This window comes from Streptomyces sp. FXJ1.172 (assembly GCF_001636945.3).
GTDB lineage: Bacteria > Actinomycetota > Actinomycetes > Streptomycetales > Streptomycetaceae > Streptomyces.
The window spans coordinates 6,159,245-6,176,151 of sequence record NZ_CP119133.2 but is presented as its reverse complement, the minus strand read 5'-3'; the positions used below and the strand labels follow the sequence as shown (position 1 = coordinate 6,176,151).

16 protein-coding genes, 2 tRNA genes and 1 pseudogene are annotated in these 16,907 nt (G+C 70.0%); 3 read left to right on the top strand and 16 right to left on the bottom strand.

Annotated features, from left to right (window positions below; all coding sequences use genetic code 11):
• Nucleotides 1-75: 75 nt before the first annotated feature.
• On the bottom strand, nt 76-2,958 hold the full coding sequence (leuS, locus tag A6P39_RS27685) for a leucine--tRNA ligase (protein WP_067049842.1): 2,883 nt from the start codon (nt 2,956-2,958) through the stop codon (nt 76-78).
• A gap of 424 nt (nt 2,959-3,382) precedes the next feature.
• Here leuS and A6P39_RS27680 point away from each other — a divergent pair, with 424 nt between their 5' ends.
• Nucleotides 3,383-4,657, top strand: coding sequence for a cytochrome b/b6 domain-containing protein (locus A6P39_RS27680; RefSeq protein WP_234379018.1), 1,275 nt, complete (start codon nt 3,383-3,385; stop codon nt 4,655-4,657).
• Entirely contained in the window at nt 4,657-6,267 is a 1,611-nt protein-coding gene (locus A6P39_RS27675; RefSeq protein WP_067049848.1) for an NADH-quinone oxidoreductase subunit NuoF family protein, read from the top strand. Before A6P39_RS27680 ends, A6P39_RS27675 begins: the two co-directional genes overlap by 1 nt.
• 115 nt (nt 6,268-6,382) lie before the next feature.
• On the opposite strand, the gene A6P39_RS27670 is transcribed toward A6P39_RS27675, so the two are convergent.
• The 11 genes and pseudogenes from A6P39_RS27670 to A6P39_RS27625 form a co-directional block, all read right to left on the bottom strand.
• Nucleotides 6,383-6,455, bottom strand: a tRNA-Ala gene (locus A6P39_RS27670).
• 237 nt (nt 6,456-6,692) lie between these two features.
• Nucleotides 6,693-6,926 carry a hypothetical protein gene (locus A6P39_RS27665; RefSeq protein WP_006136074.1) on the bottom strand — a complete coding sequence of 78 codons (234 nt, stop codon included), beginning with the start codon at nt 6,924-6,926 and terminating at the stop codon, nt 6,693-6,695.
• A gap of 3 nt (nt 6,927-6,929) precedes the next feature.
• Nucleotides 6,930-7,103: a hypothetical protein gene (locus A6P39_RS27660; protein WP_107121669.1), complete on the bottom strand. Its 174-nt coding sequence runs from the start codon at nt 7,101-7,103 to the stop codon at nt 6,930-6,932.
• A gap of 69 nt (nt 7,104-7,172) precedes the next feature.
• A pseudogene (locus A6P39_RS45560) lies at nt 7,173-7,325 on the bottom strand (MFS transporter); the annotation flags it as partial.
• 171 nt (nt 7,326-7,496) lie between these two features.
• Nucleotides 7,497-7,569, bottom strand: a tRNA-Ala gene (locus A6P39_RS27655).
• A 92-nt stretch (nt 7,570-7,661) separates the two neighbouring features.
• A complete protein-coding gene (locus tag A6P39_RS27650; RefSeq protein WP_067049851.1) occupies nt 7,662-8,330 on the bottom strand; it encodes a histidine phosphatase family protein in 669 nt (222 codons plus the stop codon).
• Nucleotides 8,330-8,773: a ribosome silencing factor gene (gene rsfS, locus A6P39_RS27645; RefSeq protein WP_067049854.1), complete on the bottom strand. Its 444-nt coding sequence runs from the start codon at nt 8,771-8,773 to the stop codon at nt 8,330-8,332. The genes A6P39_RS27650 and rsfS overlap by 1 nt, the downstream gene beginning before the upstream one ends.
• 101 nt (nt 8,774-8,874) lie before the next feature.
• A complete protein-coding gene (locus A6P39_RS27640) occupies nt 8,875-10,602 on the bottom strand; it encodes an LCP family protein (RefSeq protein ID WP_067049857.1) in 1,728 nt (575 codons plus the stop codon).
• Nucleotides 10,603-10,618: 16 nt separating this feature from the next.
• Nucleotides 10,619-11,305: a nicotinate-nucleotide adenylyltransferase gene (nadD, locus tag A6P39_RS27635; protein ID WP_067049860.1), complete on the bottom strand. Its 687-nt coding sequence runs from the start codon at nt 11,303-11,305 to the stop codon at nt 10,619-10,621.
• 56 nt (nt 11,306-11,361) lie between these two features.
• A complete protein-coding gene (locus A6P39_RS27630; protein WP_199840877.1) occupies nt 11,362-11,517 on the bottom strand; it encodes a hypothetical protein in 156 nt (51 codons plus the stop codon).
• A 143-nt stretch (nt 11,518-11,660) separates the two neighbouring features.
• A complete protein-coding gene (locus A6P39_RS27625; protein ID WP_199840878.1) occupies nt 11,661-11,825 on the bottom strand; it encodes a hypothetical protein in 165 nt (54 codons plus the stop codon).
• A 101-nt stretch (nt 11,826-11,926) separates the two neighbouring features.
• On the opposite strand from A6P39_RS27625, the gene A6P39_RS27620 reads away from it, so the two are divergent.
• Nucleotides 11,927-13,027 (top strand): M48 family metallopeptidase, encoded by a 1,101-nt coding sequence (locus A6P39_RS27620; RefSeq protein ID WP_067049863.1) that lies wholly within the window; start codon nt 11,927-11,929, stop codon nt 13,025-13,027.
• A 123-nt stretch (nt 13,028-13,150) separates the two neighbouring features.
• Here A6P39_RS27620 and A6P39_RS27615 read toward each other — a convergent pair whose 3' ends face one another.
• The 4 genes from A6P39_RS27615 to A6P39_RS27600 form a co-directional block, all read right to left on the bottom strand.
• Entirely contained in the window at nt 13,151-14,221 is a 1,071-nt protein-coding gene (locus A6P39_RS27615; RefSeq protein WP_067049867.1) for an SCO2583 family membrane protein, read from the bottom strand.
• A gap of 90 nt (nt 14,222-14,311) precedes the next feature.
• Nucleotides 14,312-14,875, bottom strand: a complete 564-nt coding sequence (locus A6P39_RS27610) for an SCO2584 family spore wall biosynthesis protein (RefSeq protein WP_067049870.1) — start codon at nt 14,873-14,875, stop codon at nt 14,312-14,314.
• 129 nt (nt 14,876-15,004) lie between these two features.
• Entirely contained in the window at nt 15,005-16,291 is a 1,287-nt protein-coding gene (locus A6P39_RS27605; protein WP_275883912.1) for a glutamate-5-semialdehyde dehydrogenase, read from the bottom strand.
• An 81-nt stretch (nt 16,292-16,372) separates the two neighbouring features.
• Nucleotides 16,373-16,798 (bottom strand): hypothetical protein, encoded by a 426-nt coding sequence (locus A6P39_RS27600; protein WP_067039693.1) that lies wholly within the window; start codon nt 16,796-16,798, stop codon nt 16,373-16,375.
• Nucleotides 16,799-16,907: the final 109 nt, after the last annotated feature.

The window sequence follows — 16,907 nt, the reverse complement described above, 5'->3', positions numbered from 1 at the left end:
GGAAGAACCCCGAGCCTGCCCCGAATCTGCCCGTAGGGGACGACCCCGATACCCGCCGCGTGCGGCGTCCGGTCGTTACGCCGTGACGATGTTCACCAGCTTCGGCGCACGCACGATCACCTTGCGGATGTCCGCGCCGCCCAGCGCGGCGACCACCTTCTCGTCGGACAGGGCCGCCTTCTCCAGCTCCTCCTCGGAGATGGCCGGCGGCACTTCCAGGCGGGCCTTGACCTTGCCCTTGATCTGCACGACACAGGTCACGGTCTCGTCGACCACGTAGCTCGGGTCGGCGACCGGGAAGTCCCGGTGGACGACGGAATCGGTGTGGCCCAGCCTGCGCCACAGCTCCTCGGCGATGTGCGGGGCCAGCGGGGCGACCATCAGCACCAGCGACTCGGCGACCGTGCGCGGCACCGCGGCGCCTGCCTTGGTCAGGTGGTTGTTCAGCTCGGTGACCTTGGCGATGGCGGTGTTGAAGCGCAGGCCGTCCAGGTCCTGGCGCACGCCGTCGATGGCCTTGTGCAGGGCGCGCAGCGTGTCCTCGTCGGGCGCCGCGTCCACCACCGTCACCTCGCCGGTGCTCTCGTCGACGATGTTGCGCCACAGCCGCTGCAGCAGCCGGAACTGGCCCACCACCGCGCGCGTGTCCCACGGGCGGGAGACGTCCAGCGGGCCCATCGCCATCTCGTACAGGCGCAGGGTGTCGGCACCGTACTCGGCGCAGATCTCGTCCGGGGTCACCGCGTTCTTCAGGGACTTGCCCATCTTGCCCAGCAGACGGCTGACCTGCTCGCCCTGGTAGTAGTAGGCGCCGTCGCGCTCCTCCACCTCGGCGGCCGGCACCGCGATGCCGCGGCTGTCGCGGTAGACGTAGGCCTGGATCATGCCCTGGTTGAACAGCTTGTGGAACGGCTCCGCGGAGGAGACGTGCCCCAGGTCGTACAGGACCTTGGACCAGAAGCGCGCGTACAGCAGGTGCAGCACGGCGTGCTCGGCGCCGCCGACGTACAGGTCGACACCGCCGTGCGGCTGGCCCTGGCGCGGGCCCATCCAGTACTGCTCGATCTCGGGGTCGACCAGCTGCCGGTCGTTGTGCGGGTCCAGGTAGCGGAACTCGTACCAGCAAGAACCCGCCCAGTTGGGCATGGTGTTGGTCTCGCGGCGGTACTTCTTCGGGCCGTCGCCCAGGTCCAGAGTGACGTTGACCCATTCCTCGTTGCGCGACAGCGGTGTCTCGGGCTGGGTGTCGGCGTCGTCCGGGTCGAAGGTGCGCGGGCTGTAGTCCTCGACCTCGGGCAGCTCCAGCGGCAGCATCGACTCGGGCAGCGGGTGGGCGACGCCGTCCTCGTCGTAGACGATCGGGAAGGGCTCGCCCCAGTAGCGCTGGCGGCTGAACAGCCAGTCGCGCAGGCGGAAGTTGACGGTGCCCTCGCCGATGCCCTTGCCCTGCAGCCACTCGGTGATGCGGGCCTTGGCCTCGACGACGCCCAGGCCGTCCAGGGAGACCTCGTCGTTCGAGGAGTTGATGATCTTCGCCTCGTACGCCCCGAAGGCGTTCTCCCACGTCGAGGTGTCGGTGCCACGGCCGTCGGTGGGCTCGACGACGCAGCGGATCGGCAGCTCGAAGGCCCGCGCGAACTCGAAGTCGCGCTGATCGCCCGCCGGGACGGCCATGATCGCGCCGGTGCCGTAGCCCATCAGGACGTAGTCGGCGATGAAGACCGGGATCTGCTCGCCGTTGACCGGGTTGGTGGCGTACGCGCCGATGAAGACGCCGGTCTTGTCCTTGGCCTCGGCCTGGCGCTCGACGTCGGACTTCGAGGCGGCCTGTGCGCGGTAGGCGGCGACGGCCTCGCCGGGCGTGGCGTGACCGCCGGTCCACACCGCGTGCGTGCCCTCGGGCCAGGCCTCGGGGGTGAACTTCTCGACCAGCGGGTGCTCGGGCGCCAGCACCATGTAGGTCGCGCCGAACAGGGTGTCCTGGCGGGTGGTGAAGACCGTGATGTGCTCGCCGTCGATCGGGAAGTCGATGCGGGCGCCCTCGCTGCGGCCGATCCAGTTGCGCTGCTGCAGCTTGATGGCTTCGGGCCAGTCCAGCTCCTCCAGGTCCTCCAGCAGCCGGTCGGCGTAGGCGGTGATGCGCATGTTCCACTGGCGCAGCTTGGCCTTGAAGACCGGGTAGTTGCCGCGCTCGGAGCGGCCGTCGGCGGTGACCTCCTCGTTGGCCAGCACGGTGCCCAGGCCCGGACACCAGTTCACGGGCGCGTCGGAGGCGTAGGCCAGGCGGTACTCGCCCAGGATGTCGGCACGCTCGCCGGTGCTCAGCTCGCTCCACGCGCGCGTGGTCCCGGGAATCGCGCGCTCACCGGACTCGAACCGGGCGATCAGCTCGGAGATCGGGCGGGCGCTGCGCGCCTCCTCGTCGTACCAGGAATTGAAGATCTGCAGGAAGATCCACTGGGTCCACTTGTAGTAGTCCGGGTCGATCGTGGCGAACGACCGGCGCTTGTCGTGGCCCAGGCCCAGCCGGCGCAGCTGGGACTTCATGTTCTCGATGTTGGCCTCGGTGGAGACACGCGGGTGCGTGCCGGTCTGCACGGCATACTGCTCGGCGGGCAGGCCGAAGGCGTCGAAGCCCAGGGTGTGCAGGACGTTGTGGCCGGTCATGCGCTGGAACCGGGCGTAGACGTCGGTGGCGATGTAGCCCAGCGGGTGGCCTACGTGCAGGCCCGCACCGGAGGGGTACGGGAACATGTCCATGATGAACTTCTTGGGCCTGGCGACCAGCCCGGGGTCCCCGGCCAGGTCACCCTTCGGGTTCGGCGCCGCATAGGTGCCGTCGGCGTCCCAGAAGTCCTGCCAGCGTGCCTCGATCTCGGCCGCCATGGCGGCCGTGTAGCGGTGCGGCGCCGCCTCCGCCGACGTCGCGGCGGTGGCAGCGGGGTTCGTCTCGCTCATGATCCTCAAAGCTCCATCGATCGTCTCTGCCTGCGGAAATGAAAAAGCCCCTCGCACAGGAGGGGACGCCGCGCCGATGCCGACCTCACGGGTACGACCGGGGGTCGGTACTGATCAGCGCGGCCCGCTAAGCAGAAGGCGTACGGCACGCATGGCGTTAGGGTACCGCAGGCCCCGAGCGAGCCGCGACGGCCTTGAGCAAGCCGCGACGCGCGTCCGTATCCCATGTGGACATGCCAGGAACGCCCGCCAGAACTGAACCAAGGTCAAGAATTACTTCGCGTACCGTCCACTAAGGGACATCGCCCCAGTCGTATTGCCCGTTGATAACAACGCAATAACTGAAACCCCGTACCGATCGGTATGGAGCCACTTAGAGTTCGGCAGCGGGACCGCTTTCCCGAAACTGCTCGGAGTTGCCCCCATGAACCCTCGTCGTAGTACCAGCTCACTCCCCAAACCGGGCCGCTCGGCCTATGGGGTGGCGACCGCCGTCGCCCTGCTGCTGATACCCGTGGTCGTGCTGGTCGGAGGCAGCCAGGTCCGCGATTTCCTGAACTTCGGCGCGGGCGTGCTGTCGCTGGTCTCGCTCAGCTGCTCGGTGATCTGGGGCCTGTTCGCCCAGGACCGGATCTTCCTCAACATCCGGCAGCGGATCGTCGGCCAGGCGGTGCACCGCACCCTCGGGATCGCCTCGATCGCGTTCCTCCTGCTGCACATCGTCACGAAGATCGCGCTCGGCCACACGCGCGTGATCGCCGCGATCATTCCGTTCTCGCTCGGCATCACCGGAATCGGCGGCCTGATCGGCCTGGGCTCGGTCGCGGGCCTGTTGATGATCTTCGTGGGCGTCACCGGTGCCCTGCGCAGCAACTTCGCCACTCCGGCCCCGGTCGCCGCCCGCTGGCGCGCGATGCACATGCTGGCCTACCCGGCCTGGTGTGCGGCGCTGGTGCACGGCCTGTACGCGGGCCGCGCGGCCAAGCCGTTCTTCGTGATCTCCTACGGCCTGTCCCTGCTGGGCGTGATGGCCGCCCTCGCCCTGCGCGCCGCCCCGCGCCCGGTCAAGCGCAGGATCGCCGACCGCCTGGTGGCGCTCTTCGGCAGCTCGGAGCGGCCCGGACTCGACGAGCTGGACGCGAGCCGCTCCCGGGTCGCGGAGTCGGCCCTGCCGGGCTTCGAGAGCCGGCGCGAGCCCGAGGCGGCGGCCGCCCCCGCCGCACCGCTGTACCAGTCGCCCGCTGCCCCCGGCCCTCAGCCCGCGTCGGGCTTCGCGGCCGCCTACCGTGCGGTGTCCCCGCGCGGAGGCGCCCAGCAGCCGTTCGCAGGCGGCCAGACGGCCCGGATGGACCTGCCGCTGGATCTGCAGCCCACGGAGGCCATCCCGCGCGCGGACGGGCCCTCCAGCACCTCCGGCAGCTGGCCGATCCCGTCCCCGCCGCCGGTCGGCGAGGCCCCGCCGTCCGCGTACGACCCGCTCCAGGACACCGGATACAACATCCCGGTCTATGGCAATACGGGAACTTCCGGATACGGCGGAAGTGAGATGTACGACACCGGTGAGACAAACGGCCGCTTTGGCACGTACAACGCCAGTGACACGTACAACAACGGTCCCGCTACCGAAACGCTGCCCGGCTCGTCCTTCGACGCACCGGGTTCGGGCGAGTCCTGGAACACGCCGTCCGGAGGCTTTTAGTGAACGAGGCCCTGCCCGACGTCCCTGAAGTCCGCGTCGTCGGCCTTCCCCAGCTCACGTCGGGCTTCGACCTTGTGGAGCGGCTCGACCTGCCCATGCACCTGAAGGTGCACGGGCCGCTCGACCCTCTGGGCGGCGAACAGCTCGCGCAGCTCGCCGAGAACATCAACCTCAAGGGCCGCGGCGGCGCCGGCTTCCCCTTCCACAAGAAGCTGCGTTCGGTCGCCGAGTCGGCGATCAAGCGCGGGGTGCGGCCGGTCGTCGTGGTCAACGGCAGCGAGGACGAGCCGGCCTGCCGCAAGGACACGGTGCTCATCAACCGCGCCCCGCACCTGATCCTGGACGGCGCACTGCTGTGCGCGGAGGCGCTCGGCGCGCGCACGCTGGTGATCGGTGTCACACGCGAGTCCACGCAGCGCTCCATGGAGGCCGCGCTCGCCGAACGCGGGCTGAGCAACAGCCGTAGATCGGCACTGCGCGCGTGGGTGCAGCGCAACCCGGTGCGCATGGTCACCGGCGCCGCCGCCTCGCTGATCCGCTCGGTCGACGGCGGCCCGGCGATCCCGCCCGGCCGCAAGATCAGCGCCTCGCAGAGCGGTGTCGGCGGGGCGCCCACGCTGCTGTCGAACGCGGAGACGTTCGCGCAGCTTGCCATCGCCGCCCGCATCGGACCGGAGCGCTACGGCAACACCGGCCTGTACGACGAGCCGGGCACCGTGATGCTCACCGTGTCCGGCGCGGTCGCCCGCCCGATGGTGATCGAGGTCCCCACGGGTGTGCCGCTGCGCTACGTGCTCCAGCTGGCAGGCGCCCCGCCGGTACCGCAGGGCGTGCTGACCGGCGGCTACCACGGCAAGTGGATCGACGCGGCGACCGTCAACGAGGCGATCGTCTCCCGCAACTCGCTGGACGCGGTGGGCGGTTCGCTGGGCGCGGGCGCGATCCTGCCGATCAGCCAGGAGACCTGTCCACTGGGCGAGTCGCTGCGGGTGGCGCAGTGGCTGGCCGAGGAGAGCGCGGGCCAGTGCGGCCCCTGCTACCTCGGACTGCCCGCCGCCGCACGCGGATTGGAGGACATCCTCAACGGCGGCGGACCGGCGGCCCTGGAAGCACTGAAACAGGTCGCGAAGAACGTCAAGCGCCGTGGCGCGTGTTCGCACCCGGACGGCTCGGCGATGTTCCTGGAATCGACCATCAAGGCGTTCACCGACGACCTGGCCGCGCATGTCCTCGGGAACGGCTGCGGACGGCCCGTGGAGGGCGTTCTGCCGCTCTTCGAGGGGGGCAGGGCCCCTACGGGCATCCCGGGCGGCGGAGAGCCCGTGGAGACCGGCGCCAGCCGCCAGAAGATCTACGTCGACTGGACGCTGTGCCGGGGTCACGGGCTGTGCGCCGACATCCTGCCCGAGGTGTTCGAACTCGGCGCCGACGGTTTCCCGACCGTCGCCCAGGCACAGGTGCCGCGCTACGCCGAGGCCAAGGCCCTTCGCGCGGTACGCCGCTGCCCGGCCCTCGCCCTGCGCCTCGAGGAGGACACGCGCGGGCAGGCGCCGTCGCGCAACCTGCCGGTGCTCTCCCAGGGCCGCGGCCGGCGGGCGCTGGGCCGCTGAGCACACGCAGCGGGCGGGTCGTCCGGTTCGGGTGACCCGCCTGCCGCGCTCAGCTTCCGCATCCCCAACACGCCGAAGGCGGACCATCCTCGGGATGGTCCGCCTTCGACTTCTGTGGAGCTAAGGAGAATTGAACTCCTGACCTCCTGCATGCCATGCAGGCGCTCTACCAACTGAGCTATAGCCCCTTGTTTTATTGTTTCGCCCGGTTCCCCCGGCGACGACGTAAACATTACAGGCCCCGGGGCACAGCACCAAATCGGTTTCAGCGTCACACCAATATGCCCGTGAATGTCCGGTTTTCATGACCGTGAGCGCCTCTCGGGTGCGCTGCCGCCACCCCGCGCCCCTGCGTCCGGCGCGGGTGTCCCGAACTCCACCAGGGGTCGTTGCCGTGGCATGGCGTGGCAAGGGTGCGGACGGCGTCAAGCCGTCACGAAGGAGTAGAACCGCTTGAGTGTGCAGTGCTCTTCGAGGAGGCGGCCGTAGATCGGCTCGCCCTCCAATTCCCGGTACGTCTCGATCGGGTCGCCTTTTATGATCAGCGCCCGCGCGCATTCCTCGCACCAGTACTGGTAGTCGGGATTGATCGGCTCCATGTCACGGACGATCGGCGTACCGCTCCCGCACCAGTCACACTTTCGCCTGTGTGCACCCATCGATCAGCTCCAGCTGTGGCCGCAGGCCGTGCACACGTAGGAGATCCCGCCGTTGTCGCCGAGCACTTGTGCGACATGCGCGGAACCACAGGAAGGGCAGCTCAGCCGGGTGGTCGTATCCCGTATCAACGCCGCACCGAGGAGGTGGCCGACCTCCCCAAGGATGCTCGCAGGCATCGCTACTCCCTCCCGTCGGGCCGCGCCCCCTTCCGGCCGTTTGATTCTGCCACGGCCGGAGCAATACGGTCAGCGACGCCTCAGTACCAGTCCGGACACGGCTGCCACCGCGGCCGGTCCGGCCGGCGCGCGAGCACACACCGAGAACGCCTCCGCACAGGTATACGAGCGCAGGGCCCCGAGCGACTCAAGCCGGTTCAGGAACAGTGTGCCGAACGAGGAGCGCTCCTCCAGTGGTCGGGGGGTCACTGTCAGTGGCGGGTGGTTCACTGAAGCGTGCGAGGAAGCGGAGGCAGAGGAGGTCGTCCGCCACTGAATGCAGAAGGTCCCGCCCCCTGACAGGGACGGGACCTTCATCACCGATCTTTGACAACTCAACAGAGTGTCGACCAGTGGAGCTAAGGAGAATTGAACTCCTGACCTCCTGCATGCCATGCAGGCGCTCTACCAACTGAGCTATAGCCCCTTGCGTTCTTCCCGCTCGGCGGGGCGAACAAGAAGAACTCTAGCCTGTGACCTGCCAGAAAGTGAAATCCGGGGTCAGGCAGCCGTGGCGCCTCAGGTGTCGTCGCCGAGGACGGGCTCCGGAAGGGTGCCCGCGTTGTGCTCCAGCAGCCGCCAGCCGCGGGCGCCCTCGCCGAGCACGGACCAGCAGCAGTTGGACAGACCGCCGAGGCTCTCCCAGTTCCGTGCCTCCAGGCCGAGGAGCCGGCCGATGGTGGTACGGATGGTGCCGCCGTGGCTGACGACGACGAGCGTGCCGTCCTCGGGCAGCTTCTCGGCATGCCCCAGGACGACGGGGGCGGCTCGCTCGGCGACCTCGGTCTCCAGTTCGCCGCCGCCGCGGCGGACCGGCTCGCCGCGCTTCCAGGCGGCGTACTCCTCGCCGTACCGCTCGATGATCTCCTCGTGCGTCAGCCCCTGCCAGACGCCCGCGTAGGTCTCGCGCAGGCCCTCCTCGCGGGTGACGTCGAGGCCGGTGAGCAGGGCCAGTTCGGCGGCCGTGTTCGCCGCCCGCTGGAGGTCGGAGGAGATGATCGCGTCCGGGCCCAGGGAGGCGAGCAGCCGGGCGGCGCGGCGGGCCTGGCCGATGCCGGTGTCGGTCAGCGCGACATCCGTGCTGCCCTGGAAGCGGCGCTCGACGTTCCAGGCGGTCTGGCCATGCCGCCACAGGATGATGCGACGGCCCCGGTTCTTGCGGTCGCTCACCTCACCGGTGGCGCTCATCACCACTCCCCGCCCGGCTCCGCGGCGGCCTCCTCGGCCTGCAGCCGGGCGTGCTCCTGCGCCTTGCCACGGGTGGCCTTGGCGTCGGCGGGCAGCTCCAGCTCGGGGCAGTCCTTCCACAGCCGCTCCAGGGCGTAGAAGACCCGCTCCTCGCTGTGCTGGACGTGGACGACGATGTCGACGTAGTCGAGCAGCACCCAGCGGGCCTCGCGATCGCCCTCGCGGCGCACCGGCTTGGCGCCCAGGTCCTTCAGCAGGCGCTCTTCGATCTCGTCGACGATGGCCTTGACCTGGCGGTCGTTCGGCGCGGAGGCCAGCAGGAAGGCGTCCGTGATCGACAGTACGTCGCTGACGTCGTAGGCGATGACGTCGTGGGCGAGCTTGTCGGCCGCCGCCTGGGCGGCGGTGTTGATGAGCTCAATGGAACGGTCGGTGGCGGTCACTACATGGCTTTCCGTCGGCGGTCTTTTGCCATCAAGGGTCTCACGGACCGCCCGGGGCACCCCACGTGATTACGGGGGCACGTGGGGTGCCCGGGACTTCGTCAGGAGGCGGACGGCTTGTAGTCCTGGCCCAGGACGACCGAGACGTCGGCGCCCGAGGAGACCGTGCCCTTGGTCACGGAGCCGGCCGGCAGTCCGAGGGTCTTGGCGACCTCGGTGGCGTTCTGTTTGGCGGAGGCGTCCGCGTAGACGACCTTCGAGACGGCCTGGGTGCCGGAGGTGGTGCCGCCTTCCAGGAAGGTGAAGCCGCCGTTGACGAGCACGACGCGGGCCTTTTCCGTGTCGTCCTTCACGCCGGTGGCGTTCTGCACGGAGACCCGGACCGCGGAGCCGGCGTCGGGGCTCTTGGCGGTGCCGCCGAGGATGTCCTTCACCACGCTGTCGCTGGTCCTGGCGCTCAGCGTCCCGTCGGGCTGCACGGGGAGCAGGGCGGTCTTGTAGTCGCCGCTCTTGGCCAGGTCGGAGAGCTTGGCGAGGAAGGTGCCGAGATCCTTGTCGGTGAGCGGCGGATCGAGGATCTGCGCGAGGGTCTGCACGGTGGTGATGGCCGACGACGGGTCGGAGGACAGCTTGCGCAGCACGCCCTGCATGACCTGTCCGAACCGCTCCAGCTGTGCGTTCTCGGACTCACCGGTGGCACGGTAAGTGGCGTAGGCGACCGCCATCTTGCCGCTGAGGGTCTGGGCGCTGCCCTTGTGGACGAGCGGCTCGGCGCCCTTCTTCTTGGTGTCCGGGTCGGGGACGTCGGTGTTGGTGTCGATGTCGATGTTGCCGACCAGGTCGACCAGGTTCTGCAGGTAGGGGGTGTCGAGGCGCCAGGTGCCCTGGATGGTGGTGCCGAGGACGGTGCCGAGCTGGTCGCGGGTGCCGGAGGAACCGTCACTGTCCACGGACTTGGCGAGGGTCGTGGTGGAGCCGTCGTCGCCGCTCAGGGCGAGGGAGTTGGGCAGCAGCACGGTGCTGCCCTGCTTGGTGGTGGTGTTGTCGACCAGCAGCGCCGTGGAGGTGCCGCCCTGGCCGGTGTTGTGCAGATGGACGACGATCACGTCACGTTTCTGGGCGCCGACGGGCACGGCCGTGCCGGGCTTGGAGCCCGAGGACGACAGGCCGGGCAGCTTTCCGGCGTACCAGAGGTAGCCGACACCGCCGACGGCGACGAGGGCGAGCACGACCGCGAGCGCGATGATCCGGCTGCGGGCGCGGCGGCGGGCCTCCTCGCGGCGCTCGGTGCGGTTCTCGGTGAACTTCAGCCAGTCGATGACGTCCTCGGAGTCACCGTCCGGTTCCTCGACGAAGGTGAACTGCTCGGTGTGGTGGTCCGGTTCACCGTCGGCACGGGGATCCTGAGACCGCTCCCCCTGGCCGCGTGGCTCCTCGGCCGGGCCCGCCTGCTGCGGGATGTGGGTGGTCGGCCCGGCGATCCGGGGCTGCTGTCCGGTGCTCGCAGCCTGCCCGTAGGGGTCGTGCCCCACGGTGTGCTGGGTGCCGGTGCCGTAGGGGTCGTACGGGGCCTGGGCACCGTAGGGGTCGTACGGCGAGGCCTGCGGGCCGGAGTCGTAGGGGGGCACCGGCGGTTGCTGGCCGGTGGCGTAGGGGTCGTATCCGTAGCCCTGATGCTGGGCGTACGGGTCGTAGGTCGCCTGCGGAGTCTGCCGCGCCTGCTGTGCCCGGACCTGCTGGTACACGGGCCGGCCGTACTCGTCGTAGCCGACGATCTCGTACGGGCCGGCGCCGTGGCCCGCGTCACCCGCGTCGTATCGGTCGTTCACCGGTGCCCCTCTCGGCTCACTCGCCGCGGTACAGCTCGCGCTTGTCGATGTAGCGCACGACTCCGTCCGGCACCATGTACCAGATGGGGTCTCCCTTGGCGACTCTCGCACGGCAGTCTGTGGAGGAGATGGCGAGCGCGGGAACCTCGACCAGCGAGACGCCTCCCTCCGGCAGACCCGGGTCGGTCAGGTGGTGACCGGGGCGGGTGACGCCGATGAAGTGCGCGAGGGAGAACAGCTCCTCGCTGTCGCGCCAGGTCAGCAGCTGGGCGAGCGCGTCGGCGCCGGTGATGAAGAACAGGTCGGTGTCGGGGTTGAGGACGCGCAGGTCGCGCAGGGTGTCCACGGTGTAGGTGGGGCCGCCGCGGTCGATGTCGATGCGGCTGACGGAGAACTGGGGGTTCTCGGCGGTCGCGATGACCGTCATCAGATAGCGGTCCTCGGCCGGGGAGACCTTGCGGTGGGACTTCTGCCATGGCTGCCCGGTGGGCACGAACACCACCTCGTCCAGCTGGAACTGCGCGGCGACCTCGCTGGCCGCCACGAGGTGCCCGTGGTGGATCGGGTCAAACGTTCCGCCCATGACGCCCAGGCGTCGCTTGCCCGTGTGCTCGGGGCCGTGGCCCGGCCGGTACCGCGGGTAGTGCGCCGTGTCGTCGGCGGTCGCGAACGCCGGACCGGTAGGCATGTCCTGCTCTCCCATGCGTGCAGACCCTACCGGCCCGGCCTTGGGCGTCCCGCCGGGGACGGGGTGGCGGCTCAGCGGTCGCGGTTGAAGCGGGTGGTGATCCACAGCAGGAGCAGCAGGACGATGAAGGCGCCACCGCCGGTGATTGCCGGGTTGAGGCTGTTGTGGTGGCCGCCCTCGCTCTCGGCGAGGGTGACCAGCTGGGCTGCGGCGCTGTGAAGGCTCATCTTCGGCAGGACCTATCGCGTGTGGGCGGGATAAAGATGTCGGCTCATCGTATGCGGGAGTCCCTGCGGCGATCACGCCGACTCCGCCGTTGGGACCGGGCGGGGCGAACCGCCCGGGACCGGCGGGGAACTTCCGCCGCCTGTCAGTCGTCCTTCCGCTTGTAGCCGCGCAGCAGGAACCAGGCGGTCAGTGCACAGCCCAGAACCATCACGACCAGCACGATGCGGAGAAGGTTCCCCGTCCCGTGCTGCTGGACGGCGCTCGCGGCGGCCTCGGTCAGCCAGGCGGCTGCGGGGTGGTGATCCATCGTGGACTCCTTCGGCTGTACTGCCCGTCCACGGTATCTCCGCCTAGGCTGGGCCCTGCCTCGGGGTCACAGTGGGCACTCACACGCACATGGGGGACGACATGTCCGACGACGGCCGGCAGCAGACCGGGCACGAGCGCGTGCCGAGCAGGCAGCGCAGGCGCTTCCCGGGAATCTCCTCGCGCGCCTACGAGCATCCCGCCGACCGCTCGGCCCTGGTCGCGCTGCGCAGGCTGAGCGGGTTCGACACGGTCTTCAAGGCGCTCAGCGGGCTGTTGCCGGAGCGGAGCCTGAGGCTGCTGTTCCTGTCCGACTCGGTGCGCGTCTCCGAGCGGCAGTTCCAGCATCTGCACGACATGCTGCTGGACGCCTGTTACATCCTGGACCTGGAGAAGGTCCCACCGATGTACGTCAACCAGGACCCCCAGCCCAACGCGATGTGCATCGGCCTGGACGAGCCGATCATCGTGGTCACCACGGGACTCGTGGAACTCCTCGACGAGGAGGAGATGCGCGCGGTCGTCGGCCACGAGGTGGGCCACGCGCTGTCCGGCCACTCGGTGTACCGGACGATCCTGCTGTTCCTGACCAGCCTCGCGCTGAAGGTCGCCTGGATCCCGCTGGGCAACTTCGCGATCATGGCGATCATCACGGCCCTCAGGGAGTGGTTCCGCAAGTCGGAGCTGTCCGCGGACCGGGCGGGTCTGCTGGTGGGGCAGGACGTACAGGCCTCGATGCGCGGCCTGATGAAGATCGCGGGCGGTAACCACCTGCACGAGATGAACGTGGACGCCTTCCTGGAGCAGGCCGAGGAGTACGACTCCGGAGGCGATCTGCGCGACTCGGTGCTGAAGATCCTGAACGTGCTGCCGCGCTCGCATCCGTTCACCACCGTGCGGGCGGCCGAGCTGAAGAAGTGGTCCGAGTCCCGGGACTTCCAGCGGATCATGGACGGCCACTACGCGCGGCGCGACGAGGACAAGGACACCTCGGTCAGCGACTCCTTCCGCGAGTCGGCGTCCTCCTACGCGAGCGATGTGAAGACGTCCAAGGACCCGCTGATGAAGCTGGTCTCGGACCTCGCGGGCGGCGCCGGCGACCTCGGCGGCCGGGTACGGCGCGGCTTCGACGGCTTCCGCAGCCCGCCGCCGGCGAAGGAGGGCCCGATGGACGTGGACGTTCCGCCCGGGGACGACGAGTAGTTCCTCCTCTAGTTCCTCTTCCCACCGCGGCGCCCCTCGGCTGCTCTCGCTGCCCGCGGGGTGGGATCCGACGGTGCCGGGTCCGCACGCCGGTGAGGGGCCGGACGGGCAGAAGTGTGCCGCTCACGCCTTCGGCTGGGCACTGGCGGCGAGAGTCCCGCACAGCGCCGCCGGGCTGTCCGTGGCGTACGGGTCGGTGCCCGCCGGTCCCCCGCTGCCGGCCGTCTGCCCGGCCAGCAGCGGCCGCAGGTATGCCGTGGAGTCCTCGGCGCAGGCGAGCGGTCCGGCCTGGATGTAGGACGTGACCAGCTGTACCTGGTGGGTGCGCAGGTCATCGCGGGTGAAGCGGAAGGTCAGCTCGCGGCGGACGGTGAAGAGGGAGACGAGCGCGCCGGCCTGGGCGCCGGTGGGGCGCAGGGCGTAGACGAAGGTGTGGTCGGCGGTGACTTCCAGCGCGTCCGCGTCGGCCTCGACGGCCTGGAGGCTGCCCTGGACGCGGACCCGGTCGTCGGCGAGCTGAGCGCGGGTGGGGTCGAGGCGGACCACCCAGCCGGTGGCGTCGTGCCGGCCGTCGGCCGCCGGGTGCTCGAAGCTCTGGTCGAACTGGTCGAGTTGGTCGCCGTCGACGAGGGAGCGGGCGGGGCCGGTCTGACGGCCGGTCAGCACTTCGGGATAGAGAGCGGACCGGACGATGTAGTCCTTGGCGGTGGTGAGCGCGGTCACGACCTGGCTGTCGGAGAAGTGGGCGGTGCCGCGCGCGGCGGGCAGCGGTATGCCCTCGGCGCCGACGTCGAACTGGGCGGCGGGGCTGTGCGCGTACAGGCTCTCGGCGTCGGCGGTGCCGGGTACCTGGCCGGTGGGGGCGAGCGGGATCACCGTCATCCGCAGGGGTTCGGCGGGGCTCCGGGCCTGCGAGGTGTCGTAGGGGTGGCGGATGCTCACATAGACCGCCGTGCCCAGGGCGACGGCGATCAGCACGAGGAGGGCCAGCAGTTGCCGGGTCAGTCCGCGGTGCAGGGACGGGCGGCGGCGTACGGCGGGCGCGTGGTCGGCCATCCGTTCCTCGGCGGAGTACTCCTGGAGGCGGGCAGCACGGACGAACGACTCGTCGAACACGACGGATCGGTACTCGTCCTCCGCACCTCCGGGGCCGCCCTCGGGTGTCCCCTCCGGTGGGTCTCCTGGCCCGCCCATACTTTCAGAGTAGGTCTCGGGGGCCCCAGGTAAACGCGCTGGTACACGACAACTTCTGACAGGTTCTCACCAAGGGGCGGGCGCGGGCGTTCAGGGGGTGCGCGGGACGGCCGAAACGGCCGGCTGGGAGGTTTCGGCGGAGACGGAGGGAGCGGCGGCGCTGCCCTGTTCCACACCGGTCGCGGCGGGGGCGGGCACCCGGTCGCGAGTGCCGGAGGAACCGCCCCGGTAGACGGCGGCGAAGGCCAGGGCGACCATGCCTATGCCCATCACGACGGCGAGCACCCAGGCCACCGGACGGTGCCAGCGGACCTGTCTGGCGAACGGGCCGTGCCCGTCGCCGAGGACGTAGGTGTCGTCGAGTTCGTCGTCGTCCCGATCTTGGCTGAGATCGGTCCCCTCGGAGTCGTACCGGTCGTCGTAGCGTTCGCTCCGGGCGCGGGCGCGGCGGGCCTCCGCCTCGGAGGCCTCGGCTCTGGCCTGTGCGGCGGCCAGGAGGCGTTCGACGGCGGTCGGTTCATGGACCGTCGCCGCCTGTACGAAGGCCTCGTCGAAGACCACGGAGGCGAACTCTTCGTCCGACACCCCGTGGTCGTGGTCGTCGTCGGGCTCCCAGCCGTCAGGGAACGGCGTGCCCCCCACGTCCTCCGGCACGCATCCAGAGTAGACCTGGGGGGTCAATTTGGGCAGACGGTATGGAAATTCATCCGCCTGTTGAGACGCTTTCCGGCCGCCTCCCGACCGCGCGGCCGCGGCCGGGACGTACGTCCGAACGGGTGAACCTCAGGGGCGTACGTGACCGTCGCCGGTGACGATGTACTTCGTGCTCGTCAGCTCCGGCAGGCCCATCGGGCCGCGGGCGTGCAGCTTCTGGGTGGAGATGCCGATCTCGGCGCCGAAGCCGAACTGGCCGCCGTCGGTGAAGCGGGTGGAGGCGTTCACGGCGACGGTGGTGGAGTCGACCAGCTGGGTGAAGCGGCGGGCGGCCTGCTGGGAGGTGGTGACGATCGCCTCGGTGTGGCCGGAGGTCCACAGCCGGATGTGCTCGACGGCCTTGTCGAGGGAGTCGACGACGGCGGCGGCGATGTCGTACGAGAGGTACTCGGTCTCCCAGTCCTCGGCCACGGCTTCCACGACGGTCGCCTTGGAGTCCTTGGCGTAGGCCATCACCCGCTCGTCGGCGTGCACGGTGACGCCGGCCCCGGCGAGGGCGTCCAGGGCGCGCGGCAGGAACACGGGGGCGATGTCCTGGTGGACCAGGAGGGTCTCGGCGGCGTTGCAGACGCTGACCCGCTGGGCCTTGGAGTTGATCAGGATGTCGATCGCCATGTCGATGTCGGCCGCCGCGTCGACGTAGACGTGGCAGTTGCCGGTGCCGGTCTCGATGACGGGGACGGTGGACTCGCTGACCACGGTCTGGATCAGGGAGGCGCCGCCGCGCGGGATGAGGACGTCGACCAGGCCGCGGGCGCGCATCAGCTCGCGCACGGAGTCGCGGCTCTCGCCGGGCACGAGCTGCACGGCGTCCGCGGGCAGCCCGGCGCCGCCGACGGCGTCGCGCAGCACCCGCACCAGCGCGGTGTTCGACTCGTACGCGGAGGCCGAACCGCGCAGCAGCACCGCGTTGCCGGACTTCAGGCAGAGGGCGGCGGCGTCGACGGTGACGTTCGGACGGGCCTCGTAGATGATGCCGACGACGCCGAGCGGCACGCGGACCTGGCGCAGGTCGATGCCGTTGGGGAGGGTGGAGCCACGGACGATCTCGCCGACCGGGTCGGGCAGCTTCGCGACGTCACGGACGTCGGAGGCGATGGCGCGGACCCGCTCGGGGGTGAGGGTGAGGCGGTCGACGACGGACTCGCTGGTGCCGTTCTCCCGCGCCTTGGCCACGTCCTTGGCGTTGGCCTCGACGATCTCGGCGGTCCGGACCTCCAGGGCGTCGGCGATGGCGAGCAGCGCGTCGTCCTTCACGGCGCGCGGCAGCGGCGCGAGGTCGGCGGCGGCGGCCTTGGACCGGTAGGCGGCCTGGGTGACCGGGGACATCGAGTCGTACGGCGAGAGCGTGGTCATGCAAAAAGGGTAGTGCGCATGGCGGGGCGCCCACCGCTCATCCCACACCCCGAGACGGGCTCCGGAGATGACTTCACAAGGTCAGAAGGGGTGGACGCCCACTGGTGTCGCGGGCGGCGGGCCGTAGCCCTCGGCGATGCGGTGGTGGTAGGTCTCGCGGTCGATGACCTCGAGGCCGACGATCTCCCATGCGGGCAGTCCCGCGCTCTGCCGGTGCTCGCCCCACAGGCGCAGCGCCACGGCGGCCGCGTCGTGCAGGTCGCGGGCCTCTTCCCAGTACCGGATCTCGGCGTGGTCGGTCGCGTATCTGCTGGTCAGGAGGAACGGGTGGTCGTGGGCCAGCTGTTCCAGAGCCCGGCGCAGGTCGGACAGCAGGACGTGTTCCCCGGAGACGCTGAGGGTGACATGCCACAGTCGGGGCAGGTCTCTGGGCTCCTCGTAGGTGTCCCCGGCCGCGACGCTCGTCAGAGCACCGCGCGACGTCGCCCCAGGGCGCACTCGTCTCACGACGGCCTCCTTCATGGCTCGCATGGCCCCTTGACGGGACGGGTTCTTTCACCCTGTCCCTGAGACAAAGTTGAGCAGGCCGCAGCGCTCCGCGTGGTGGTTTTACGGA